The following is a 17,451-nucleotide window of genomic DNA, read 5'->3' as shown; positions in this document are numbered from 1 at the left end:
AGTTCGCCATACTACTTCAGTTTGAACGGGAAAACTGTCTATTTGTATGAGACGAGGCAATCCAATTCACCGTACTATTTTAATCTCTGAAAACCTCTGGGCATTAGTGCTACCACCATCAATTCTAATGCGGACTTGCCCGATCAGTGGACAAGGCGGTGTGCGGACAAAAGTCATACCAGCGGGCTTGCCGCGTTACGTCGATGAGAGCAGAAATTGGAAATGTCACTAAGGGAACTGCTGTAGCCAAGCCTTCAGGTCGGCGACGTTCCCGAGACCATTTTCATCAAGAATACGGGCTATATCCACCGCTGAAACAACAATAACTGGGTGTTTGTCTTCAACAAGCTCACGATAGGCTTGATCGGCGACGAAAGACGTTGTCACAATCACCCCAAACTCCCGATGCCTCAGTCTGGAGATCAGCCTAGAAACCTCTTTCACACCAACGGAGTTGGTTTCAGAATAGCATTTTGCTTCCACAGAAAAGCTAAGCTCAATCCCGTTTCCTGGGCTGCCCACTCGAAACAGACCTTTGGCATCACGGCCACCGTCTCTCGTTGATCTGGTGACTTCTATCCTTGTAACCATTTTTAGCTCGAGTTCGACGAGCCGAGCCGCGCACTGTTCGAATCTAGTTGGGTCATCAGAGAAGGTAGTACGAATTGTCGACAACAAGCTTCGGTGTCGTGGGCTTTCGGGCAACTGTTGCTTTTTTGAGCGGACGCTTTGGCTATTTGGGGCCTTTAGCAGTTTGGCGTTACCAGTCTCCCGCCAAGCGCGTAGCACTTGTGGCTCATGCTGCGATCCGTCTTGCCCGGCTTGTATCTGTTTGAGCCACGAGCGTTCAACCAATTCAGTATCTAAAACTGAGAACACCGCTCGGTAATTCTGAAATCTTGTGGACTTAGAAGTTTTCCATACTGCAACCAAGTCTTCATTTTCCGGCACCCCAGGTGCACCCGGGACGAGCAACCCTAGGAAACGCACATCCCTGTACGTGCCTTGCCCCAAAGTAGCGAATGCAAGGAACGGAGGCACGCGTTGACGCTCCTCGCTGTCTCCATGAGCCAGCGCGAAACAGTTTTGCAGTATGTTGTTTCCGAAACGAGCAGTCTTGTGAAGTGATTTTCCGGGAGTTTTGTTGTCTCCGTAATACGTAAAGGTTCCCTGTTCATGATCCAAATAGTCCGGCCACTCCGGATCATTAAGACTGGTCATCAGCACTACTAGGCGAGGTTCCTGTTTCGTGCCGAGTATCCTAAAGCCTCCTTGGTTACTGACACCCAAGAGCGCATTCATCGGATCGTCGCCCGCGTTGCCGTTACGTCCACCCCTGTAATATTGGTCAATTACTAGGTCAGTGTTTCGAAGGTCCGCCTTCCAATCGAGCAAGTCATCACTTTTTTCCGGCATATTGCGCTACCTTCGCCACACATCTATTCGTATCGCGGCCAATTTCGTGCTCCCAAAACCTTAAGACGTGCCAACCTTCTGAAACCAAGCGCTCAGTTACTTCAATATCGCGTAGCTTGTTCTTCTTGATCTTCGCTGCCCAGAACTGCTCAGATGTTTTTGGTGGTTGATAGTGTTCTGAACAACCGTGCCAAAAGCACCCATCAACAAATACCGCGACCCGACACCCGACAAACACGATGTCCGGTTTTCCAAAGAGCTTGTAGTTCGTTCTGTATCGATATCCCGCGGCCCACAGCGCACGCCTAAGTTTAAGCTCCGGTGCTGTATCCCTGCCCCGGATGCGTGACATGCAATGTGATCGTTGCTTTTTTGTCAGTACGTCGGACATCCTAGCAGCATTCACGAAATCAGACCTTGGTCAACATCGCAAAAACCTGGTATCCGACGTCGGATCGGGAGTGATTGCGATTAAAGTACTTGACCTATTCTGTGGCGGGGGAGGAAGCAGTTTCGGCGCACGCGCAGCCGGAGCAGATGTTGTGTGCGGCGTCGACATGTGGGACACCGCGGTAGCAAACTACTCGGTCAATTTTCCTAAGGCGACAACAAAAACTTCCCGCTTGGAGGACGTCAGTCCTGTCGCTCTACGAAATCAAATCGGCGAAATCGACGTCTTGATGACTTCGCCTGAGTGTACAAACCACACGTGCGCAAAAGGGGCTGCACCGAGATCAGAAGAAAGCCGAGCCACTGCACTGGAGACGGTTCGCTTCGCAAGAACATTCGAACCAGAATGGGTCGTGCTAGAGAATGTGGTTCATATGCGGCCCTGGTCGCGCTACGAGGAATTGAAGGACGAACTGAAGTCGCTCGGTTATCACTTGATCGAGCGAACGCTTGATGCTTCTGACTTCGGAGTACCGCAAAAAAGGCGACGCCTGTTCCTTCTAGGCCGGAAGTCTGAAGTGCCGGTGTTTGAGCCTCCAACTCGCCGAAAAAGACGAACGGTACTGGATATTCTCGACCCTCGGGGCACTTGGAAAACCACCCCGCTCAAATCTAACAAAAGATCGGAGGCCACTCTGGAGCGTGCCAAGCGTGCGATGTCGGCACTTGGTGAAGACGAGCCTTTTCTGATTGTGTACTATGGCAGCGATGGATCAGGTGGCTGGCAATCGCTTGATCGCCCTCTACGTACGATTACCACAGTTGACCGTTTCGCACTTGTTGAAAAGATTGATGGCGAGCATCGGATGAGAATGTTGCAAGTTCCCGAGCTCGCACGCGCTATGGGTTTTACAAAAAAGTACAAGTTCGAGAATGGCACTAGGCGTGATCAAGTGAAAATGCTCGGAAACGGAGTTTGCCCGCCTGTGATGAAAGAAATCCTCAAGGCGGCAATTTCGCAGTCGACGTAGTTGCTGGTATCAGCCAGGCTCTGTCACCCCCAACCGTGCAGCATTCGTCCGCAAACCAAACACAAGTTTGTCTAAAAGGGCTGTCCTAATCCTAAACTCTGGCTGGAGTTTCTGTGCACTTTGGACAGTCAAACTGACTATGAAGCGCCCGAGCAAGTACATCTCAACTTTTGTGTTCTCGAGGTAAAGGGAGTTTGTCTTCTCCACGCTGCCTTTATGGTTCTTTTTTTGTGTCACGTTGGACGGAATTGTGAAAGCCAGACAATAGGGCAGAAGACCTGGGTGATTTTGAGCCTCGTCGCAAGCAGCATTCACCTGCACCAGAAACCACTTGGCGGATTTGACTGCCTCTTCGCTCGCTTTCCACACGTGGACCTTTTTTGTGGAGTTTTCTTCGTCTTTTTCCACAAAACCGCAGTCCTTCAGCAACTCGGCCTGATCAAAACCGAAAACGTCCTTGAATTGATCGTCTGGGAAACATCCCTCCGCTGGGCTGACCGAGCCTCGCTTATCTGCTCGATAATCAGTGGGGACCTCTAAGTGGAGCGCGGTGTACAGAGCTTCCGACGCAGCGCCACCACTTCGGTTTTCAACATCGACCGCGTTTTTCCAAAGCGCCTCGTCAACTCCTTGAGCCTCTATTTGGTCTGCGAGAAGGGGCACCAAAGCCTCCAACACACTCCTTCCTGGCAAGTTTGTGCCAAATGAAACACCGGCTGCACCTGCTGCAAGCTTTCCTAGCGTTTTACAAAGCGCCTGATCGGGGTCCTTCTTGCTGGTGTTCAAACTCAGTTGCCACAGAAGGTTGGTTGCCCGAGCAGCTGAGAATGAAGCGGATTGCTCCCAGCTCAACATGGCTGCCAACCCTGGTTGGTTTGAAACCGTATTTTGGATTTCACCCGGCAGATCTTGCCCTGCCAAAGCGGTTCCGTTTGTGACGTCAATGAAATGGTTTTTGTCCAAACACGTATGGTGAAACGGGCGCTTTTCTGGCGCGAGTTGCTCAAGGTAGTCAGGCAAGCTTTCTATTCTGTCTGGAAATTGCGACCAGATAATCAGGAGATAGGGGCCATGGTGCTCCGTGATTGCAGCGTCCAACATGCCAACTATGTGGCTACACTCAGCTTTTCCATCGCTTGTGATGGCGTCTGTATTTAGATGTAAATCACAGAAAACTAACCGAGCACCGGCCAGAACGTGGGCTTCCGGTATGTCACCCGAATACAAAAAGGACAGTGAGGCTGACCCCAGGAAACCAAGCGCATCAGCAATTGCCTTGAGGTGCTTGGGGTTATCGTCGATCAATACAATTCTAGCCGGTTGAAGTATCATTTTTCAGGAAACACCAACGCAACAATTGCGCCATCAAATTCTTCAGGGATATCAACATCTTCTTTTTCAGGAAACACTATTTGCCCGCCGGACAATTCCATCACTAGTTTCGTGTAGTAAAGCCCTAAGCCCATACCGTCGGGGCGTCTTGTGAAAAATGGTTCAGCAAGAGTTTCCGGGTCGTCCTGAAACCCAGGGCCGGTGTCGGCGATAACAATCGCAGGGCCGGTTTCAAAGTCGTCACTTGCCCCAATGAAGATTTTCCTGGGGCTATCGTCCTGATCGTCGGGTCTCGACGGCCATTTGGCACGCAACCAAAAAAACGCATTGTCCAGAAGGTTCGTCACCGCTCCGACAAATAGTCGACTGTTGATCCGAATTTTAAAGCTATCCTGTTCGCCGTGCAGCAATGGACTAACCAATTGGACGCGGTGGCTGCGAAACCGAATTAGCGAGGCTTGCCTGACCTTTTTCACCAAGTCCACAGCTTCCAACTCAGACTTTTCTTCTTTGCGAAGCAAACCTGAAATGCCGTGCAAAAGTTGCTCGAGCTCTTGCGCCTGGACAACTATGTCGTCCACTGACGCACCGGATTTCGCTCGGCGCAACAACGCCGCCACGCCATGCTGAATCTCATGAAACACCGTAGCCAAACCTAGGCCCGACAATCCGGCTTGGAGCATCGTCTCGCGTAATTCGTTGTAGTTCCGCTCGAGCCGGGCGAGGCTAGGCTCGATTTTTTCTGCCACTTTTTCCTTCTTGGCTATAGTTCTGATTTCAGCAATGGGGTCCTGGATTTTGTCTGCTTCTACTTGGACAGGCTTCCTTTCCGTTTTTCTGATGGCCTCCTTGTCGAGCGAACGCTCGGTTTCGAATATATGAAACGCACCCAGAACAACCTGTCTCAGCCTGTCTAACGCCTCGTTTTCGACGAAACCTTCTCGGTTAGTTTTGTCCTTTAGAGCGGTACTGGCCAGTTGATCAATTGAAACCGCACCAACTACTATGTTGCGACTTATCCGCAGTGAAGGTGTCATAAACCTTCTATAGTCCAGGGCCAACCAATCGTCGTCTTCTTCGCCGTAGTTGTAGACCCTTACGCCATCCCTATAGACACGCACCCCGCCGTTCTCATCTAGGAACCGAAAGACCAGTTGTTTCTCCGGCTGAAGCTTCCAAAGCTCCTGGCCTCGGTCGAACGCAAAAAACTCACCTGATACGGGGCCAATTCCGTCGAGCGTACTTATGTCAGCTACAATCGATTTTTCGCTGGATTTCTGAGATGCAGGATCAACAATAAGCACCTCTCCTTCATCAGAGCTTTTTGACCTACTTGCTATTCGCGTCGATAGGGCGGCTGGCGGGTCGAAGCTATAGCTCCAATTGAAGTTCACACCGTCGAAGTCAAATCGGAAATGCCACGGAGCTCGTTTCAGGATTTCGGATGTATCAGGGATGTCCGCAAACTGTTTTTCCCGACCCGGAACAGAAAAGGTCACATCAAATTCGCCCGGCGCATCGAACGGAGAGCAGATTGAGGTAATATCTCGCCGCAACCTTCGAAGATCGCCCCTGCTCCAATCCTTGTCACGAAGCTCACCTATCTCAATCAATGTGCCGGTATCATTTTCGGTAAACACCTGAGGAGTACGAGTCACTATTTCTGCTTTTGCTTCACTGAGGAACTCCTTCTTCATCAAGTCCGCCCAGTTGATTTCCAAAACCACCTCATCGGCTCCCGCAGTGCGAGAAACCAACCTAATCGTGTTTCCCAGCTTGTGAGCAGCAAAACGGCCAACGCCTTTTTCTCCCACAGGTGCTCGCCCCAGCTTAGTGCGTGAGCCACGTTGCTTTTGTTTTTCCTTGTGATCGTGCCCAGGAACGAACCAGATGTCCCGTACTGTCTCCAAAGACATGCCGGCACCGTTGTCGCGGACACTTATTGAAGGAGTATTTCCTTCAAGACCATCGATCCTGACTTCGACTTCCGTGGCGTCTGCGTCATAAGAGTTTTTTACAAGTTCGAATACCGCCAACCGTGGGCTTCGGATCAGCTGATCGCCCAAAAGCTGAAGCAAGCGGGCTCGGGGTCGAAACTCTATCTGTATGTTTTCTGTCAAATGCCAATGCCTTTGTCGCCTTGGGATGTTGTTTGTTTGGCAAGCAATGTGAAGCCAACGCTAGTTCATTTTCGGTAATAACCGCAACACCCTACACTAACCAACAGCGCAACTTGAGTGCGGCGAAATCGCAGGATTATCAAGTGGTCGGCGAAACGCGCAGCGTTGATCGCCAGGAAATCTACACTTTATTTGCAGTACTTTGTTGCCGCCCCGGATGTCGGGAGTGCGGGCTGCGACCGAAGAGAACTGCAACCCTCGGGCCAACTCACTTATGGATCTTATTGGTTTGCTCGAGCAGGCGAGCCAATTCGTACGAAACCTGCCTCCCTGAGAAACTACAAACTAGATGTTGAATCTGCGGACACCAGGCGGACACGGATCGACCGAACTTCAACGCCACCGTTGGCGTTTATGTAACTACTTGATTTTATTTAAAAAGTGGTGAGCCGTGCAGGATTCGAACCTGCGACCCACTGATTAAAAGTCAGTTGCTCTACCAACTGAGCTAACGGCCCACTCTTTTGTTGGATCTCTTCGACCCGCAGCGCTCTCTAGACCAAATTCCCGACTGGGTTCAAGGCCCTTTTCTGCGCCTCGTTTCGCCTTAGCCCGAAAGTTTCCGGCGACCCGATAGGCGGCCTAATTAGGGAGAGCCGCCGAAGGGGTCAACCCCTTTTTTAAGGAATCTTCGGGACAGGGTGGATTCATTCGAAGCGCGGCGCTATATGCCCGCCATGCAACGCTTTCGCGAAACCGGTTTGCCCTTCATGAAGATGCATGGGCTGGGCAATGACTTTGTCATTGTCGATGCACGCGCGCAATCCGTTGATGTCACGCCGGCTCTGGCGCAGGCAATTGGGCATCGGCAATTCGGGGTTGGGTTCGATCAGCTGGCGATCATCACGAACGGTGACGCTGATGCGCATCTGGTGTTCTATAATTCTGACGGTTCAACCTCTGCCGCCTGTGGAAATGCAACACGCTGCATTGCCCGTCATCTGATGGACGAGGCAGGTAAGTCCAGCCTCACGCTGTCGACGGAACGCGGCATCCTGTTTGCCGAAGACGCCGGAGAGGGGCTGACGTCCGTCAACATGGGCCAGCCTCAGCTTGATTGGCGGGAAATCCCACTGGCCGAAGACGTGGAAACGCTGGAACTGCCAATCGAAGGCGGTCCTACCGCAACCGGGATGGGAAACCCGCACTGCACATTTTTTGTCGAAGATGCCGAATCGGTCCCGCTGGAACAGTTTGGGGCGCGCTATGAATATCATCCGCTGTATCCCGAGCGTACCAACGTGCAGGTGGCGCAGATCATCGGCCCTGACCACATCCGTATGCGTGTCTGGGAGCGCGGCGTGGGCACTACCCTTGCCTCAGGGTCTTCGTCCTGCGCGACGGCGGTTGCAGCTGCCCGACGCGGCCTGACGGGGCGCAAAGTACAGATCGAACTCGACGGCGGGACCATCTGGATCGACTGGCGCGAGGACGGTGTCTGGATGACTGGCCCGACATGTCATGTGTTCAGCGGAACGCTGACACCTGAATTTCTGGGGGCAGGGGAATGAAGCCTCCGAAATTCACCACGCTTGGATGTCGCCTGAACGCTTATGAGACCGAGGCGATGAAGGAACTGTCTCAACAGGCGGGTCTTAGCGATGCGGTGATCGTAAACACCTGCGCGGTGACGTCCGAAGCGGTCCGCAAGGCCCGCCAGGAAATCCGCAAGCTCCGGCGTGAGAATCCGGACGCGCGCCTGATCGTCACCGGTTGCGCGGCGCAAACCGAACCCGAGACCTTTGCGCAAATGGACGAGGTGGACGCGGTCATCGGCAATTCCGAGAAGATGCGCCCCGAGACGTGGAAAGGCATGGCCGCAGATTTCATTGGTGAGACCGAGGCGGTGCAAGTTGACGATATCATGTCCGTCACCGAAACCGCAGGTCATCTGATCGACGGCTTCGGCACTCGCTCGCGCGCCTATGTTCAGGTTCAGAACGGATGTGATCACCGCTGTACCTTCTGCATCATTCCTTATGGCCGTGGGAACTCTCGCAGTGTTCCGGCGGGGATCGTCGTGGATCAGATCAAACGCCTTGTGGAAAAAGGGTATAACGAGGTCGTGCTGACCGGGGTTGACCTGACCTCGTGGGGGGCTGACCTGCCTGCGCAGCCCAAACTTGGCGATCTGGTTATGCGAATTTTGAAACTGGTTCCGGACCTGCCGCGTCTGCGCATCAGTTCTATCGATTCGATCGAAGTGGATGAGAACCTGATGCGGGCGATTGCCACCGAACCCCGCCTGATGCCACATCTGCACCTGTCGCTGCAGCATGGCGACGATCTGATCCTGAAACGGATGAAGCGCCGCCACCTGCGCGACGACGCGATCCGCTTTACAGAAGAGGCGCGCAAGCTGCGCCCCGACATAACTTTTGGGGCCGACATCATCGCAGGCTTCCCAACGGAATCCGATGCGCATTTCGAAAATTCTCTCAAGCTTGTCACCGACTGCGATCTGACCTGGCTGCATGTGTTTCCCTATTCCAAACGCGAAGGCACGCCTGCTGCACGCATTCCCCAGCAAGTGAACGGCAATGTCATCAAGGAACGCGCCGCCAGGCTACGGGACGCGGGTGCAGCGCAGGTTGAGAGGCATTTGGCGGCACAGGTTGGCAGAACCCACAGCATCCTGATGGAAAACCCGCATATGGGCCGGACAGAGCAGTTTACCGAAGTGGAATTCAACAATCCCCGGGTCGAAGGTTCAGTGATTTCGGCAACAATCACAGGTGTGTCCGGCGAGCGCCTGCGCGGAGAATAAGCACTCTGTACCACCGGAATTCCACTGACCCGGATCTTTCGCCAGATTTATTGCTCTGCCTCAATCATTGACTCGTAAACTCTGCGCGTCTTACGTTTTCAGACGTTTTTTTGAGTGAGGTAGTTATGAATCCAAGTAAATTTGCGCTCGTCGCGATACTTTGTGTCTTTTCCGGTACAGCGTTTGCAGAGGGGCTTCCGGCAGGTGTCTGGAAGGCAAAAGTTAGCTCCAAGAATCCGTTCACACTGACGATGAATGTCTCAAATGGTCAGGTCACGATTCCGGATGGCAAGGTGGGAACCAGCACGGCCACCAAGGTTTCCACGCTTAAATCGACAGCCTCGTCGATGGTGGTCAAAATCGAGTTCACCGGGGGAAATTGTGGCAAGAACTCACACGGCACCCTCAACCTCGACAGAAACAATAAGGGCAAGTGGCGCGGTAAATGGAAAGGGTTGTGCGCAAGTCGTGGTGTGAACTTCAACGCCAGCGCAAATGCCAAGCCGCCCGCAGGAAGCTGAGCCCAAAAACAAAGGCTCCGCAGACCAGCTGCGGAGCCTCCAATTCCAAGCGTTTGGCCGCTTAGCTTAGCTTCTTGCCCTTGACAGGTGCCCACAGGCGCTTGTTGGTCAGGTACAGCAGTACAGACAGCCCGATCAGGAACAGCACACCAACAAATCCGGCATTCTTGCGGGCCATCATTTTGGGTTCGGCGGTCCACATCAGGAAGGCCGCGACATCCTCGGACATCGCTTCGACGGTGTTTTCATGACCATCGGCAAACTCGACCTGCTCGTCCGACAGCGGCGGGGCCATCGAAATCCAGCCGCCGGGGAAAGCGGTGTTTTCGTACAGGATGGTGCCTGCTTCTTCCTTTTCCTCGCCGGTATAGCCGTCCAGCAGCGAGGCGATGTATTCCGCACCGCCCATGCCCTTGAACAGCTGGTTGATCCCCAGACCGTAAGGGCCGTGGAACCCGGCGCGTGCCTTGGCCATCAGGCTCAGGTCAGGTGCGCCAACACCATCGTTGACCGGGAAGTGATCGGTTGGCAGTGCCGGACGGAAATCGTCAAGCTCGGGGTCGAACACCTCAAAGTTCTGGGCCGCATAGGCGCGAACCGCTTCTTCGCTCAGGCCAACGCCGTCCTCATCGGACAGCGTGCGCAAGGGCACATAGCGCAGGCCGTGGCAGGCCGCGCAGACCTCGGTATAGATCTGCAGGCCGCGTTGCAGCTGATGCTGATCGTAGGTGCCGAACGGACCTTCGAACGAGAACGCAAAGTCCTCGATGTGCTGCTCACCGCCACCTGCCGCAAAGGTCGAGGCGGGCGCAAGGGCCAGAGCTGCAGCAGCGCCGATTGCAAGTTTCTTGAACATGATTTCCAGTCCCTCTTACTCGGCGGGCGTGGCGTCGGCGTCAGCCTTGCCATAATGCGCGTTGAAGTCTTCTTCGATGGTGTCCGGCTGCGCCTCGGGCTTCTCGATCACACCCAGGATAGGCAGGATCACGAAGAAATAGGCAAACCAGTAGGCGGACGCGATCAACGAGAAGGTCGCATAGGGCTCCTCGGCGGGCATCGCACCCAGCCACATCAGGGCGAAGAAGTCGATAACCAGCAGGTAGAACCACCATTTGAACATCGGACGGTATTTACCCGAACGCACGCTCGACGTGTCCAGCCAGGGCGCCAGCGCCATCGCCAGGATCGCACCGAACATCGCAATCACACCAAAGAACTTGGCGTCGATGATGCCGCCGGTGATGAAGCTTGCGAACTGAACGACCCAGACCTCACCGGTAAAGGCGCGCAGGATCGCGTAGAACGGCAGGAAGTACCATTCGGGCACGATGTGTGCAGGCGTAACCAGCGGGTTGGCTTCGATATAGTTGTCCGGGTGGCCCAGATAGTTCGGCATGTAACCGACGATGGCCCAGAAGATCACCAGAACAATCGCCAGTGCGAACAGGTCCTTGATCACGAAATACGGCCAGAACGGCAGCGTATCCTTCTCGGCCTCGGCCTTGGAACCACGGCGAACCTCAACACCCGTGGGGTTGTTGTTGCCAGTGGTGTGGAAGGCCCAGATATGCACCACAACCAGCGCCGCGATAACGAACGGCAGCAGGTAATGCAGCGAGAAGAAGCGGTTCAGCGTGGCGTTGTCCACCGCCGGTCCGCCCAGCAACCAGGTCTGGATCGCGTCGCCCACGAACGGGATCGCGCCAAACAGGCCGGTGATCACGGTCGCACCCCAGAAGGACATCTGACCCCAGGGCAGAACATAGCCCATGAACGCAGTGCCCATCATGCAGAGGTAAATCAGCATCCCGATGATCCATGTCACCTCGCGCGGCGCCTTGTAGGATCCATAGAAAAGGCCGCGGAAGATGTGAATGTAGACCGCAACAAAGAACAGCGACGCGCCGTTCATGTGCAGATAGCGCAGCATATAGCCGCCATTCACGTTGCGCATGATGTGCTCGACGCTGGCAAAGGCCAGATCGACATGCGGGGTGTAGTGCATCACCAGAACGATGCCGGTGACGATTTGCAACGCAAGGCAGAATGCCAGAACGATGCCCCAGATCCACCACCAGTTCAGGTTCTTGGGGGTGGGAATCATGAGGGTGTCATACAAAAGGCCTACGATGGGCAGGCGGCTGTTCAGCCACTTTTCGCCATTCGTCTTCGGCTCATAATGATCGTGCGGAATACCGGACATAGGCGCGTCTCCTTATCCCAGCTTGATGGTGGTTTCGTCGACGAACTCGGCGACAGGCACAGGCAGGTTCTCGGGCGCGGGGCCCTTGCGGATACGTCCGGACGTATCATAGTGCGAACCGTGGCAGGGGCAGAACCAGCCGTGATAGTCACCGGCGCCATCACCCAGAGGCACACAGCCAAGGTGCGTACACACACCCATCATCACCAGCCATTCACCCGCTTCGTCCAGCGAACGGTTCTCGTCGGCCGCATCCAGACCGGGCTTGTTGGCGTTGCGGTCGTCCTGGTCAGGCAGTTCCGAGATTTCGACGGCGCGTGCCTCGTCAATCTCTTCCTGCGTCCGGCGACGGATGAAAACCGGTTTACCCAGCCATTTCACGGTGATCTGGGTTCCGATCTCGACACCGCTCACATCCACGCGGATTGAGGACAGCGCCTGAACGTCAGCCGAAGGGTTCATTTGGTTGACCAGAGGCCAGACAACGGCCCCCGTGGCTACGACACCTGCGCCGCCAGCGACGTAGTAGAGGAAATCTCTGCGGGTGCCTTCGTGGTCTTCTGCGTGGGACACGAGGTTTTCTCCGAATTCCAGCGCCCGGGCTTAACGGGCAAACATGCATCAGTACCGCATCAAAGCGGCATCTCATCGCGGCTATCTATCCGGGAGAAAACGGTTCGTCCAGCGGTCATAGGCGCGCACTACGCCGCATCTGGTCTTTCATGTCGCAACGCGGACACATAATTTCAAGAATATCCCCTAAAAACACGCGGATTAACGCCTGTTTCAGTGCGACATGAAAACCCTGTCCCGGCCTTTCCGGCTGATTCGTTTGCCCGAGGCCAGATTGGGACCGGCCATCTAAAATTTTGTCCTTGTCAGTTGCAGTTTTCACTCTGGAAAAACCGCCTGATCCTGACGCATTCTCCACGTACCCAAGATGCTAGATAAAGTGTTATTTTAAATAGATATTTTCGCAGGCGCGCTTTGCCAAATTCCCTGTTGCACTTTTAGCGTGAAACCCCATAACGCGAATCGCGCGAACGCCAGTTGGGGACACCAAAATGATTACAAAAACTCTGACCGCAATTTTGCTCGTGCTGACAAGCGGCGCACCGGCGCTGGCTGCTGGTGACCCTGCAAAAGGTGAAAAACTGTATAACCGGTGCTCGTCCTGCCATGCGATCATCAAGGATGGCGAAGTTCTGGTGAAAGGCGGAATTACCGGACCGAATCTGTATGGCGTCATCGGTCGCGTTGCCGGAGCCGAGCCCGATTACCGCTATGGCAGTGAGCGTTTGCCAGTGGGTATGTTTACCGACGACATGATCCGCGCTGGCGAACAGGGTCTGGTCTGGACCGAGGAAAACATTGCGACCTACGCCAAGGATCCGATCGGTTTCATCCGTGAATATCTGGACGACGACACCGCCCGCCCGAACATGAGCGTCAAGCTGAAGAAAGGCGCCGAGGATATCTCGGCATATATCGCGACATTCAGCAGTCACTGACAATCAGGAACTTGCGTGCTTCTATTTCACTCCACGTGTTCACCTTGGCCAAACTGGAACGATTGTGGGGGGAAAGTTAGCGGTTTAGCAGCCGCTTAAGAATTGACCGGCGAGTGCCGAGGAGGGGTCGCCGGTCATTGTTGTATGTCGCCGTTGATATCACAGCATAGTTTTTTTCAGAACAGTCTCTAATAAGGGGATTCAATCACCACATCCCCAATGGGAATGCTCAGGCCAATCGACGAGATACCTGCCCAGACCAATACGCTGTTCTCTGGGACATGCGCTCAGCCGCCCCTGATATTCGTCATTGGGCAACTCATTCAAACAGGGTTGCTTCATGAAGGTTCCATGATCCCGTTGCGGCAGGGGTTGCACCTGTCGCAGCATTCGGGAAAGTTGAGCCATGGAAAATGCATCCTTCCCAAGCTGGCCCGATGTCGCCCCGCGCCTGATCGCCGTCGCAGCAGGACGTGAGCCTGCGGATTTGGTGATCCGCAATGGAATCTGGATCAATGTCCATTCCCGAGAGGCACTTACCGGTTATTCCATTGCAATAGCCGAGGGTCGGGTGGCCTTTGTCGGCCCGGACGCCTCGCACTGCACAGGGTCAGGTACCCAGATCATCGAGGCGAACGGGCGGTATATGATACCCGGCCTGTGTGACGCGCATATGCACATCGAATCCGGGATGCTGACACCGGCGGAATTCGCCAGAGCCGTTATCCCGCATGGCACAACGTCGATGTTCACCGACCCGCACGAGATTGCCAACGTTCTGGGCCTTGATGGCGTGCGGATGATGCATGACGAGGCGCTGATGCAACCGGTGAACATCTTTACCCAGATGCCCTCCTGCGCGCCATCCGCGCCGGGGCTGGAGACAACCGGGTACGAGATCACGCCCGAAGATGTTGCCGAAGCGATGACATGGCCCGGCATTATCGGCCTGGGCGAGATGATGAATTTTCCCGGCGTCTCCAACGCAGACCCCAAGATGCTGGCCGAGATTGCCGCGACGCAACGCGCTGGCAAGACTGTTGGTGGCCATTATGCCTCGCCCGATCTGGGGCCGAACTTTGCCGCATATGTCGCGGGTGGCCCGGCCGATGATCACGAGGGGACGTGCGAAGCCGACGCAATCGCGCGTGTACGGCAGGGGATGCGATCGATGATGCGACTGGGCTCGGCCTGGTATGACGTCGAAAGCCAGATTACGGCGGTGACGCAAAAGGGGTTGGACCCGCGCAACTTCATCCTGTGCACGGATGATTGCCATTCGGGCACTCTGGTCAATGAGGGCCATATGAACCGCGTCGTGCGCCACGCTATTGCCTGTGGATGCGACCCGCTGGTGGCTCTGCAGATGGCGACGATCAATACCGCAACCCATTTCGGGCTGGAACGCGAGATCGGGTCGATCACGCCGGGGCGGCGCGCGGATGTCATCCTCAGTTCCGATTTGCGCGAACTGCCTGTCGAATTGGTGATTGCACGCGGGCGTGTTGTCGCGAAAAACGGCTCTATTACGGTGGATTGTCCGCATCTTAACTGGCCGGACTCGGCGCGGAACACCGTTCACCTTGGGCATGCATTGCGTGCCGAAGACTTTGAAATCCAAGCACCAGAAGGTGCCAACAGGGTCCGGGCCAATGTTATCGGTGTCGTGGAAAATCAGGCCCCGACCAAAGCGCTGAAGAAGGAACTGCCGGTGATTGGCGGTCTGGTTGAAGGTGAGGACGACACCTGCCAGATCGCGCTGGTGGAACGTCACCGCGCCACTGGCGGGGTAACCAATGCCTTCGTGTCAGGCTTTGGGTATCAAGGCCGAATGGCCATGGCCTCGACCGTGGCGCATGACAGCCACCACATGATCGTCGTCGGCACGGATCGCGAACAAATGGCACTGGCCGCCAACCGGCTGGCCGAGGTCGGCGGCGGAATCACCATTTTCCAGGACGACAAGGAACTGGCGCTTGTGGAGCTGCCAATCGCTGGATTGATGTCTGACAGCCCGGCAACCGAAGTCGCGGCCAAAGCGCAGGCGATGGTTGACGCAATGCAGGCGTGTGGTTGTGACCTGAACAATGCGTATATGCAGCATTCCCTGCTGGCCCTGGTCGTGATTCCGGAACTCAGAATTTCCGACCTTGGGCTGGTGGATGTGCGCACCTTCGAAAAGATCGACCTTTTGGAACCGCTTGCATGACAACAATAAGAACACCGGAAACCGCTGACGCCGAAAGCTTTACCGATCCCGTTGCTGCAGTCGCGCGCCTGGAGGAATTGTATGAAAGGGCCATCAGCTTTTTATGCGACGGGTTTTCCGAAGCGATCGAAAACGGAGCACCAGTTGGGCGGTATAGGGCCTATTACCCGGAAATTCGCATAAAGACGCTGTCCTATGCGCAAGTCGACAGTCGACTGAGCTTTGGTCATGTCTCAGAACCCGGCACGCATGCCACAACGGTCACGCGGCCGGATCTGTTTCGGTCCTATCTGACTCAGCAGATTGCTTTGTTGATAAAGAACCACGACCAACCGGTCGTGATCGGCCCTTCAAAGACACCAATTCCCGTGCATTTCGCCGTTGCAAACAACCCCGATCTGGTGGTGCCGCATCAGGGGGCCGCAGGGTTTACCCTGCGCGATGTTTTTGATGTGCCGGATCTGACCACAACAAATGACGACATCGTCAACGGCGTCCACGAACCGGATAACGGTGTCGGGCCGCTGGCATTGTTCACAGCCCAGCGCATCGACTACTCTCTGGCGCGTCTCGCGCATTATACGGCTACGGACGCGCATCATTTCCAGAACCACGTTCTGTTCACCAACTATCAGTTCTATGTTTCGGAATTCGAAAGCTACGCCAGATCGCAACTGGCTGATCCGGCCAGCGGCTACACCAGTTTTGTCTCGACCGGTAATATTGAGATCACCGATCCCGACACCCCGGTCGAGCTTCCGCTGAAACTGCCCCAGATGCCCACCTATCACCTCAAGCGTGAGGATGGGTCAGGGATCACTCTGGTCAATATCGGTGTTGGTCCGTCAAACGCCAAAACCGCAACCGATCATATTGCCGTTCTGCGCCCACATGCCTGGCTGATGGTCGGGCACTGTGCCGGGCTGCGCAATACGCAGGCCCTTGGGGATTTTGTTCTGGCCCATGCCTATCTTCGCGAAGACAAGGTGCTGGACGATGATTTGCCGGTTTGGGTACCCATCCCGCCTTTGGCGGAAATCCAGATCGCGCTTGAACAGGCGGTGGCCGAGGTTACCGAGCTAGAGGGGTACGAGCTGAAGCGGATCATGCGAACCGGAACCGTGGCCTCTGTCGACAACCGAAACTGGGAACTGCGTGAACATACCGGACCCGTTCAACGGCTCAGCCAGTCGCGCGCAATTGCGCTGGACATGGAAAGCGCGACCATCGCCGCAAATGGCTACCGTTTCAGGGTGCCCTACGGCACATTGCTTTGCGTCTCGGACAAGCCCCTGCACGGCGAATTAAAGCTTCCGGGCATGGCATCCGCCTTTTATAACACGCAGGTAAGCCGCCATCTGGCCATTGGAATTCGTGCGATGGAGCGACTGCGCGGTATGCCTTTGGAGCGTTTACACAGCCGGAAATTGCGTTCTTTTGACGAAACGGCCTTCCTCTGAAGCAAAAAAGCAACGAAATCCCCATATTTTTGGGGTTTTCTACGCTACTATTCGTTGTGTTCCACCACAATATCCCGTTAGAGTTACGCGGTGAGGCCCTATGGATCGGGCACTGTAAGGAGACCAAGAAATGGCAAAGCCTATGACCAAAACTCAGCTGGTTACTGCTCTCGCTGAGGAAATGGGAACTGACAAGAAATCCGCAAACGCCGCGCTGGAAGCAATCACCGGCCTGATCACCCGCGAAGTATCCGCTGGTGGCGCCGTGACCCTGCCCGGTGTTGGCAAGATTTACTGCCGCGAGCGCCCCGAGCGCCAGGTGCGCAACCCGGCCACCGGCGAGACCTTTACCAAAGAAGCCGACAAAGTGGTGAAGATGACCATCGCCAAGGCTCTGAAAGACAGCGTGAACGGCTGATTCAAGCTCAAAA

At 55.0% G+C, this 17,451-nt stretch carries 16 protein-coding genes and 1 tRNA gene; 8 read left to right on the top strand and 9 right to left on the bottom strand.

The window, feature by feature from the left end; translation table 11 throughout:
• Positions 1–228: 228 nt before the first annotated feature.
• Both ACR0D6_RS17955 and ACR0D6_RS17950 read right to left on the bottom strand, forming a co-directional pair.
• Positions 229–1,416, bottom strand: coding sequence for a restriction endonuclease (locus ACR0D6_RS17955; protein WP_480766519.1), 1,188 nt, complete (start codon positions 1,414–1,416; stop codon positions 229–231).
• Positions 1,400–1,768, bottom strand: a complete 369-nt coding sequence (locus ACR0D6_RS17950; RefSeq protein ID WP_480766518.1) for a very short patch repair endonuclease — start codon at positions 1,766–1,768, stop codon at positions 1,400–1,402. The genes ACR0D6_RS17955 and ACR0D6_RS17950 overlap by 17 nt, the downstream gene beginning before the upstream one ends.
• Here ACR0D6_RS17950 and ACR0D6_RS17945 point away from each other — a divergent pair.
• Positions 1,767–2,837 carry a DNA cytosine methyltransferase gene (locus ACR0D6_RS17945; protein ID WP_480766517.1) on the top strand — a complete coding sequence of 357 codons (1,071 nt, stop codon included), beginning with the start codon at positions 1,767–1,769 and terminating at the stop codon, positions 2,835–2,837. The genes ACR0D6_RS17950 and ACR0D6_RS17945 overlap by 2 nt on opposite strands.
• A gap of 9 nt (positions 2,838–2,846) precedes the next feature.
• On the opposite strand, the gene ACR0D6_RS17940 is transcribed toward ACR0D6_RS17945, so the two are convergent.
• The 3 genes from ACR0D6_RS17940 to ACR0D6_RS17930 all read right to left on the bottom strand — a co-directional run bounded on the left by ACR0D6_RS17940 (position 2,847) and on the right by ACR0D6_RS17930 (position 6,807).
• On the bottom strand, positions 2,847–4,142 hold the full coding sequence (locus ACR0D6_RS17940) for a hypothetical protein (RefSeq protein WP_480766516.1): 1,296 nt from the start codon (positions 4,140–4,142) through the stop codon (positions 2,847–2,849).
• Between the two features lie 23 nt (positions 4,143–4,165).
• Entirely contained in the window at positions 4,166–6,205 is a 2,040-nt protein-coding gene (locus ACR0D6_RS17935) for an ATP-binding protein (protein ID WP_480766515.1), read from the bottom strand.
• Positions 6,206–6,731: 526 nt separating this feature from the next.
• A tRNA-Lys gene (locus ACR0D6_RS17930) sits at positions 6,732–6,807 on the bottom strand.
• Between the two features lie 210 nt (positions 6,808–7,017).
• Between ACR0D6_RS17930 and dapF the strand changes: the two genes are divergently transcribed.
• From dapF to ACR0D6_RS17915, 3 genes are all read left to right on the top strand, one after another.
• Positions 7,018–7,860, top strand: coding sequence for a diaminopimelate epimerase (gene dapF / locus ACR0D6_RS17925; RefSeq protein WP_480766632.1), 843 nt, complete (start codon positions 7,018–7,020; stop codon positions 7,858–7,860).
• Positions 7,857–9,116 carry a tRNA (N(6)-L-threonylcarbamoyladenosine(37)-C(2))-methylthiotransferase MtaB gene (gene mtaB / locus ACR0D6_RS17920; protein WP_480766514.1) on the top strand — a complete coding sequence of 420 codons (1,260 nt, stop codon included), beginning with the start codon at positions 7,857–7,859 and terminating at the stop codon, positions 9,114–9,116. The genes dapF and mtaB overlap by 4 nt, the downstream gene beginning before the upstream one ends.
• Before the next feature lie 125 nt (positions 9,117–9,241).
• On the top strand, positions 9,242–9,637 hold the full coding sequence (locus ACR0D6_RS17915) for a hypothetical protein (protein WP_480766513.1): 396 nt from the start codon (positions 9,242–9,244) through the stop codon (positions 9,635–9,637).
• Positions 9,638–9,698: 61 nt separating this feature from the next.
• Here ACR0D6_RS17915 and ACR0D6_RS17910 read toward each other — a convergent pair whose 3' ends face one another.
• From ACR0D6_RS17910 to petA, 3 genes are read right to left on the bottom strand one after another with little or no spacing between them, the layout of a single operon-like run.
• A complete protein-coding gene (locus tag ACR0D6_RS17910) occupies positions 9,699–10,493 on the bottom strand; it encodes a cytochrome c1 (protein WP_170655003.1) in 795 nt (264 codons plus the stop codon).
• Between the two features lie 15 nt (positions 10,494–10,508).
• The gene (petB, locus tag ACR0D6_RS17905) at positions 10,509–11,840 is read right to left on the bottom strand and encodes a cytochrome b (protein WP_170655000.1); all 1,332 of its coding nucleotides are present in this window, start codon (positions 11,838–11,840) and stop codon (positions 10,509–10,511) included.
• A 12-nt stretch (positions 11,841–11,852) separates the two neighbouring features.
• Positions 11,853–12,413 (bottom strand): ubiquinol-cytochrome c reductase iron-sulfur subunit, encoded by a 561-nt coding sequence (petA, locus tag ACR0D6_RS17900; protein ID WP_480731212.1) that lies wholly within the window; start codon positions 12,411–12,413, stop codon positions 11,853–11,855.
• 491 nt (positions 12,414–12,904) lie between these two features.
• Here petA and ACR0D6_RS17895 point away from each other — a divergent pair, with 491 nt between their 5' ends.
• The gene (locus tag ACR0D6_RS17895; protein ID WP_170654994.1) at positions 12,905–13,351 is read left to right on the top strand and encodes a cytochrome c family protein; all 447 of its coding nucleotides are present in this window, start codon (positions 12,905–12,907) and stop codon (positions 13,349–13,351) included.
• A 201-nt stretch (positions 13,352–13,552) separates the two neighbouring features.
• On the opposite strand, the gene ACR0D6_RS17890 is transcribed toward ACR0D6_RS17895, so the two are convergent.
• Positions 13,553–13,759: a hypothetical protein gene (locus tag ACR0D6_RS17890; protein WP_480766512.1), complete on the bottom strand. Its 207-nt coding sequence runs from the start codon at positions 13,757–13,759 to the stop codon at positions 13,553–13,555.
• Between ACR0D6_RS17890 and ade the strand changes: the two genes are divergently transcribed.
• From ade to ACR0D6_RS17875, 3 genes are all read left to right on the top strand, one after another.
• Complete coding sequence (gene ade, locus ACR0D6_RS17885) at positions 13,758–15,560, top strand: adenine deaminase (RefSeq protein WP_480766511.1); 1,803 nt, start codon at positions 13,758–13,760, stop codon at positions 15,558–15,560. The genes ACR0D6_RS17890 and ade overlap by 2 nt on opposite strands.
• Positions 15,557–17,020, top strand: coding sequence for an AMP nucleosidase (locus tag ACR0D6_RS17880; protein WP_480766510.1), 1,464 nt, complete (start codon positions 15,557–15,559; stop codon positions 17,018–17,020). Before ade ends, ACR0D6_RS17880 begins: the two co-directional genes overlap by 4 nt.
• A 130-nt stretch (positions 17,021–17,150) precedes the next feature.
• Positions 17,151–17,438, top strand: coding sequence for an HU family DNA-binding protein (locus ACR0D6_RS17875; protein ID WP_170654983.1), 288 nt, complete (start codon positions 17,151–17,153; stop codon positions 17,436–17,438).
• Positions 17,439–17,451 lie beyond the last annotated feature (13 nt).

Source organism: Ruegeria sp. BJ6 (assembly GCF_056537885.1).
The sequence above is the reverse complement of the archived record's forward strand: the minus strand, read 5'-3'. Positions and strand labels throughout refer to the sequence as shown.